Origin of the sequence: Enhygromyxa salina (genome assembly GCF_002994635.1) — a bacterium.
Lineage (GTDB): Bacteria > Myxococcota_A > Polyangia > Nannocystales > Nannocystaceae > Plesiocystis > Plesiocystis salina_B.
The window spans coordinates 100,051-106,250 of the sequence record NZ_PVNL01000086.1 but is presented as its reverse complement, the minus strand read 5'-3'; the positions used below and the strand labels follow the sequence as shown (position 1 = coordinate 106,250).

Annotated in this window: 4 protein-coding genes; 1 reads left to right on the top strand and 3 read right to left on the bottom strand. The window is 68.5% G+C overall.

Annotated features, from left to right (window positions below; translation table 11 throughout):
• Positions 1-686 (bottom strand): enoyl-CoA hydratase/isomerase family protein (locus ENSA7_RS21820; protein WP_181233984.1); only part of this gene is annotated, 686 nt, incomplete at its 3' end.
• 119 nt (positions 687-805) lie between these two features.
• Between ENSA7_RS21820 and ENSA7_RS21815 the strand changes: the two genes are divergently transcribed.
• On the top strand, positions 806-4,570 hold the full coding sequence (locus ENSA7_RS21815; RefSeq protein ID WP_106091249.1) for a tetratricopeptide repeat protein: 3,765 nt from the start codon (positions 806-808) through the stop codon (positions 4,568-4,570).
• Between the two features lie 12 nt (positions 4,571-4,582).
• Here ENSA7_RS21815 and ENSA7_RS21810 read toward each other — a convergent pair whose 3' ends face one another.
• A complete protein-coding gene (locus ENSA7_RS21810; protein WP_106091248.1) occupies positions 4,583-4,855 on the bottom strand; it encodes a hypothetical protein in 273 nt (90 codons plus the stop codon).
• Positions 4,856-5,272: 417 nt separating this feature from the next.
• Entirely contained in the window at positions 5,273-6,178 is a 906-nt protein-coding gene (locus ENSA7_RS21805; protein WP_106091256.1) for a sigma-70 family RNA polymerase sigma factor, read from the bottom strand.
• Between the last annotated feature and the right edge of the window lie 22 nt (positions 6,179-6,200).

Sequence of the window (6,200 nt, the reverse complement as noted above, 5' to 3'; positions counted from 1 at the left end):
GTGGGGGGGGGGGGGGCTAGGGCTTGGTAGGCCTCGCGGCGGAGTTGGTCGTGGGCGTCGAGGAGGTCGGGGGGGAGTGGGGGTTGGTCGAGGGCGCGTAGGAGGGCTCGGTTGCCGGTGACGCTGTGGGGGGATTGTTCGCGGATTCGTTTGGCGAGGGCTAGCGCCTCGTCGTCGAGCTGGTCGAGGGGGACGAGGGCGGTGAGGCTGGACTGGGCGTCGGTGATCTCGACCTTGTCTCCGGCGAGCAGGAGGCGGCGGGCGATTGTGGGGCCGAAGGCTGCGTGGACGCGGGTGAGGCCGGCGGCGTGATAGACGACGCCTAGCTTGCCTGCTGGTAGGCGTAGGGTCGCGCCGTGACAGGCCAGGCGGAAGTCGCAGACGGCGATCAGCTCGACGCCGGCTCCGACTACGGCGCCGTTGAGCGCGGCGATGAAGGTGGCGTCGGCGGTTTGGATGGCTGTGGCGGCGCGGATTAGCGCGGCGTCGGGGGGGAAGGGCTGGTCGAATAGCTTGGGATCGGCGAGCGCGGTCAGGTCGAAGCCCGAGGTGAAGACTCGGTCGCCGGCTCCACGCACGATCACGACCTCGCCGCGCAGCTCGATACAGCGCGCCGTGATCCACTCGAACATGGCGGGGTTGATCGCGTTGCGCCGCGCGGGGTTGTCCAGCACCCAGCGCAGCACGCCTGGTTCGAGTTCGAGCTCTCGCAGACCTTCGGGGGGCGGCGTCATGGGGCGTGAGGGTACCCGAGCTTCGAGCGACGTGTGTTGCGCGGACCACTCCGATCGACGACCATCGCGGCGTGGAACCGCAGATCTTTCGTGACCAGTTGGATGGCTTGGCCGAGCAGCTCGAGCAGCGTGATCCCAACCCCGCAGCGAGCTGGGTGGGGGAGTCCAGAACGCTAGATGCGATCAAAGAGCGCTGCGTGTGGTTGCTCGACAATCACGCTGGGATCGAGTCGATCTCTGACAGCGAGACCACCGCCCGGCGCGTGCGCTTGTATCTGCTCGATCGCAGCGCCGCCGGGGCGGCGCTGCTGGATGTCGCCGGTCGCAGCAAGGAGGCGGGCGTGCTGCTGTCGCGCTGCGCGGAGCATTGCCCAGACATCGGCGACCAGCGCCTGTACCAGGCCGGCGTCGCGGATCTGAGCAGCTTCAGCAAGTTGGTGCGTGCGAGCTGGCTGCTTCGTCACAATCAGCTCGATGAGGCCCGGCGGCTGGGCGCGGCGCTGGCTTCGGCCGCGCCGCCGATCGCCGAGCTCGGGCGCCGCATCGCCAAGACCCCCACGCCGATCAACGGCGCGCCAGCCCTGTTCACGATCAACGGCTGCGGCGTCAAGTTCTACGGCAATCTCGATCACGAGACCGACGGCAGCTACACGACGATCCGGTTTGCGACCCTGATCTTCATCCCGATCATCCCGATCGACGCGTACAACGTCACGGACCATGGCGACCAGTACCAGATCCACGGCAAGGTGCCGCTCGGTCTGCTGATGCGGGTGTGGCAGTACGGCCTGCTCGCCTTGCTCGCGCTGGTGATCACGTTTGGCGTGGTCAGCTCGTACCTCGACTCGCCCGAGCGGCACCTGCGACTGGCGATCGACGAGGTCGCGCAGCTCGAGTCGAGCGACCCCGAGGCCGCGCTCGAGCGCTACGAGCAGCTGGCGATCGAATACAACGGCGTGGACGACGACACGGACCTCCTGCCGGTCGTGCAGGGCTGGGTACGCATGGCCACCGCGCAGGTCCCCGATCCGATCACGCCGGCCGCGGTCGATCCGATCACGGGCATCATCGAGCGCTACGCGGCGCTGCCGGGGCGCGTGCAGAACAACGAGCTGGCCGAGCCGTTCGTCGATCGCCTGCTCGACTGGTCCGACCAGCTCGACACCGACACGCCCGAGGGCGCCGACGCGAGCCTGGAGCTGCTGATCGCGGCCGATCGCTTCGCGCCGCCCAGTCGGCGTGAGCGCGTCGACCGGTCGATCGCCGCGGCGCGCATGGCCCTGGCCACCCAGCTGGCCGTCGACTGGCCGCTCGAGGCTCTGCGCCAGTATGCCCGGCTGGCCGAGGATGAACCCAAGGCCCGCGACGCCATGGGGGAGTTGATCGCCGCGCTGCCCGACTCCCCCACGCTGTTCGCCGACATCGCGCCGGAGCTGCGCGTGTGGGGGGCGGAGGTCGACCCGGCCGAGAGCGCGCGGGCGGGCGAGCTAGCGAACCGTGGGCTCGCGCTGGCGAATGATCCCGAGCGCGCGCTGATGTTGCAACATGGCGCCCCAGCGCCCGACCCAGCGCTCGCCGTCGAGGGAGCGGATGAGGGGGCGGACGAGGACGCCGAGCAACCGCAGGCGGTCGAGGAGCAGCCGGCCCCGGACCCAGAGCAGCTGGCTGTCGAGCGCGAGGCGCAGCTGCGTGCGGCCCTCGAGGCCGACCCAACCGATCAACCGGTGGTCGTCGCGCTCGCGGACTTGCATCGCAGCCGCGGTCAGCTCGACGAGGCCGCCGCCCAGCTCGAGGTGCTCGGCAAGCCGGGCCTGATGACCCACGACGCCCAGTACCTGCTGGCCTCGATCGAGCGTGATCGCGGCCACGTCGAGCAGGCCGCGGCGCTGCTCGAGCAGATGTTGCGCAACCGGCTGCCCGCGTTCATGGACGCGCGCCGGGCGTTCGACACCGAGATCACCCGGCTGCAGGACCAGCTGATCGCCCGCGCCGAGCAGGGCAACATCCCCGCGCAGCACAAGGCCAAGCTGCTCAGCGAGAACGAGGACGTCGCCCGCGCGGCGTTCAGCGCGTGGCTCAGCGAGGAGCTCGAGCGCTCCGGCAAGCTCACCACGTTGCAGGACGAGTACCAGCGTCAGAGCGACATCGTGCCGGTTGCGATCTTGCTGGGCACCGTGCAGCTGGAGCGCGCTCGCACGGCGACCGGTGAGCAGCGCGAGCAGCTGCTCGACTCGGCGCAGAGCACCTTCTTGTCATTCCGCAGCGAGGCCGGGGGTCTGCCCGACTACCACCTCTCGCTCGGTCAGGTGTTCTTCCGGCTCGGCAAGACGGAGCAGGCCCAGGCCGAATTCCAACACCTGCTCGACGACCCCGCGCCCGGCGTGCAGCTGCTCGCCGCCGCTGGCTACCGCGCGCTCGGGCAGTTCGAGCAAGCTCGCGAGATCAGCGAGACGGTCTACGAGACCAGCGCGGACCAGCCCGGCAAGCACCAGGCCGCCGTGTTTCGCTCGTTGCTCGCCCACGACATCGACGAGCGCCGGATGTGGTTGCAGCGCGGCAATCAGCAAGACGAGTACGTGCGCACCAGCTTGTTGGACGTCGAGGCCGACGCCCTGCGCCGCGACGGCAAGTTCGCCGCTGCTGACAAGAAGTACGCCGAGGTCTACTCCCTCTACGCCGCCCAGGCTGAGCGCCAGCACGGCTCGTTCAACAACGCCGCGTTGACCCTGGTCGCCCGCCACGCGTGCACGGGCGAGCTGCGCCACGTCGACGACGCGGTCGCGCTCATGCAGGGCGCCGTCGCGGACTCACCGGACGATGGCATCGTACTTGGCAACTACGCGACGGTGCTCGACTTCAGGGCCCAGCTCGAGCTGCTCGATCGCTTCGTGCCGACCAAGGGCCTGCGGATCTCCGCCCCCGAGGTCAGCAGCTTGCTCGTCGAGATCTCGCGCTCGTCCAAGCACGACGAGCTCCTGGCCGCAGTTCAAGGCGACCCCATGCGGGTCCGCGCGCTCGACACCTGGACCCGGCTCGAGACCATCGCGCCGCAGATGACGGTGCCCTATATGGGTCAGTATGAGTGGCAGCGCCTCGCCGACGACTCCGCGGCGACGGCCAAGATGCTCGAGCGCCTGCGCCTGGTCGGGGGCCTCGACACCTCCGATGGCGCGCGGGCCACCGCCGAGTATGTGGACGGCACCAATGACGAGCAGGGGCTTCAGGAGCTGACCACCAGGCTCGAGGCGCGGGCGGCCGCGGAGCAGCTGGGCAAGCGCGCCAAGCCGGCGACGCGGGCGGTGCTGCGCCAGCTCGACGGGGATGACCTGTACCAGCGTTCCCGGATCCAGCAAGGTGAGGCCGCGCTGGCGGACGCCCGCGCGGCCGTGCAGGCGTACGAGGACGCGCAGGAGCTGTGGGCCGAAGGCCTGAGCACCAGCAGCCTCGCCAGCGCGCTGGTGCTGGTCGCCGTGTTGGAGATCGAGGCTGAGGATCCCAGCGTGACCGAGCAATGGCGCGCTCGGGTGCGCGGCGATGGGTTTACGCTGACGCTCGTCGATCTGCGGGCCGAGGGCGCGCCGCTGTTGAACAAGCTTGCTGCGCACTCGGAGTTTGTGCGGAGCGTGGAGCTGCGGCGGGCTGCACCGGACGCGAGCTTGACTCCGATGGATCTGCTGATTGCCGAGATGATCGATGATCAGACGCTGCGAGCGCGCGCGCTCGAGCAGACGGCTCGTCCAGCTGTCGATCTGGGGTTTGAGGTACTCGGGGTGCTTGCGCCGTATGACACGTCTTCGACGCGGACCCGGGCGTGGTTGGTGTCCGCGCGTGGGTAGGCGTTCCTCGACCTAGATGCTGTTCTCGAGCGCGACGGCGTTGAACTCCACGACCTGGGTGCTCGGCTGCTTGCGCTCGACACGTACTTCAACCCAATAGATGGCCTTGCCAAAGTCGACGTTGCACGGCGTGCTGATGTTCCGTTGCCATTGGCCCGCTGTCTTCGAGTTCACCGAGCACTCTGTCTTCAGGTTTCCGTTGCTGCGCGCGAAGCTCGAGAGTCGCGCGCTCACGCCGAAATCATCGCCCGGTCCGTCGGGGTCTTGGTAGTAGAGCGCCAGCACGGTGTCTGGACCACCGAAGGCCTGATCGTTGATATTGTTGCATCAGTTAAATTGTATGTCTGGTTTGCGACGAGCACAGGCGGCGGTCGGATATTGCGCTGGCTCGGGTGGAACGTGGAGTCGATCCACACGCCGAAAATGAGCGGCGCGACGTTCACGCTAGCCCCGACCCCGCATCGCATGTCCCATCCGCCCGCGCTGTTGACGAGGATCGACACCGGCTTGCTGGCGGAGACGACACGATCAGCGAAGGCCCGAGATGACCTCCATCGCCGTGCTGGCGGCACCGAAGCCGGAGCCGATCGGCTTCTGCGTCATGCTGTTGTCCTGCGCGAGTTGGCGCGCCCTGCCGGAGCTTGGAGCGCTTCAAGGGGTTGGATGTTGTGCGAGGCGTCCCCGCGGTCGCCCGCTGCTCGATCACTGTGTCCGGTAGCCCGGGTCCAGCTCCGCCGCGAGAGCCTGCGCGACGTGGCGAAGCTTGTCAGGATTGCGCGTGATGTAGATCGCGGTGATCCGGCCGTCTTCGATGGCGAGCGCTGTCGTCTGGAGGACGTCGCCACGCTCGCGGCTGACATAGCCGGGCAGCCCATCGATCCAGATGGGTTCGAGCAATTGCGCCCAGCTTCCCCCCCACTTGCGCCGCACAGCCTCGTACAGCCGCAGGAGGCGGTCCAGTCCCATGATGGGATTGATGAAGGCCAGAACCTTGCCGCCGCCGTCCGAGCGCAAGACCGCGTTCTCGGCAAGAAGCGTGCGCAGCATTGCGGTATCGCCGCTGGTGGAGGCCGCGAAGAAGGCACGCGCGATCCGCTCGCCCTCCTCGCGCTCCACCGGGAAGCGCGGGCGCGCGGCCTGAACGTTCCGCCGCGCCCGGACAGCGAGCTGGCGTACCGCCGCCGCTTCTCGGTCGAGCGTATCCGCCACCTCGCCGAGCGGCACCCCGAAGACGTCGTGGAGCAGGAAGGCTGCCCGCTCGAGCGGCGACAGGCGCTCCAATGCCATCATCAGCGTCAGCGTCAGGTCGTCCTCGCCCACGCCGTCCTTCTCTGTTTCCACCAACGGTTCGGGCAGCCAGGCGCCAACATAGTTCTCCCGACGGACGCGAGCCGATTTCATCTCGTCGAGGCAGAGCCGGGTGACGATGCGCGCGAGGAAGGGATAAGGGGCCGCGACATCGTCCCGGTCTGCGCCGACCCAACGCAGCCAAGCGTTCTGCACGACGTCCTCGGCCTCGCTGCGTGAGCCAAGCATGCGGTACGCAATGCGCAACAGCCGCGCCCGATGGGTCTCGAAGATGGCCGTGATGTCGTCTACCTTCCGCATGTGCATGTCCTCGACGATGGTT

What these genes read in the sequence shown, in the direction of transcription:
- ENSA7_RS21805 (WP_106091256.1), bottom strand. Translation starts at nt 6,178, where the DNA reads ATGCGGAAGGTAGACGACATCACGGCCATCTTCGAGACCCATCGGGCG.